This is a genomic window from Alteromonas sp. 14N.309.X.WAT.G.H12, assembly GCF_036697315.1.
Taxonomy (GTDB): domain Bacteria; phylum Pseudomonadota; class Gammaproteobacteria; order Enterobacterales; family Alteromonadaceae; genus Alteromonas.
The window spans coordinates 1-898 of sequence record NZ_JBAHZB010000239.1 but is presented as its reverse complement, the minus strand read 5'-3'; the positions used below and the strand labels follow the sequence as shown (position 1 = coordinate 898).

1 protein-coding gene is annotated in these 898 nt (G+C 38.6%); it reads right to left on the bottom strand.

The features are described from left to right. Window positions 1–212: 212 nt before the first annotated feature. Window positions 213–806 (bottom strand): hypothetical protein, encoded by a 594-nt coding sequence (locus V5298_RS20755; protein WP_332933304.1) that lies wholly within the window; start codon window positions 804–806, stop codon window positions 213–215. Between the last annotated feature and the right edge of the window lie 92 nt (window positions 807–898).

Genomic DNA, 898 nt, shown 5'->3' with positions numbered 1-898 from the left:
GCCTTTATGTATAAAACTCTTAATCATGACTCTATTGTAACCTCAGGGGTTACGGATTGCTAGCGTAATTTTTGTGACCGCATAACGCCCCACATAAGGGGCCGTAATGTAGTTGTTATTTTTGTTGTAGCGTAGCGTGAAACAACAAAACAAACAACGCAATGGAGGTCCCAGCTGCGTCAGCAGCGAACTTGATGTGATTGTTATATGCCTTAATGCTCGATACCTACCCGCAGCTTTGCAATTTCAAAAGAAAGTACAAAACCAAATGTAGCAAGAAGACCTAAACACCTACCTCTATCGTCTTCACAATCTTTAAATTTGAGGTACATGTCAGGTCGTCGATTTTTTACGTACGAATCCGTTTGTATTAGTTCTTGATACTCAAATCTAGGCTTAGTGATATCGTGAGCCAAAGAATTTCTAACTTTCTTAATCTCATTCAAAGGCTGGACTAGCTTCCGGTAATCTTCAATGTCCTCACCTTCCTCGGGCGTGTAGAGTTTTAAAAAATCTTTAAAAACGTCGATTTTCGCACCCAACATCTTCTTTTCTATATCGTCATCAATGATTTTAAGAAGATTTACTAACTTAAACTCAATTAGCAGTACAATTGTGAAAAACATACCAACCAATTCATAGTCTTCTTTATCTCGCCCTCTCGCCCATTTATTCCCTTCAACCATTAGTTCTTTTAATTGATCACCGATATCAATTGGTTCATCCGATTGAATATAGCGAATCGACTTATATTCTTTTTTCTTTTTACGCTTGTAATAGCCAAGCATATTCAAGAGCTTTTCCACAATGCCTCCAGCGGCATATAACACCAAATTGAGCGGCGTTGCCCGCTTTTGGCAATGTCCGCTTGAATTTTATTGTTATGTGTCACCCACTA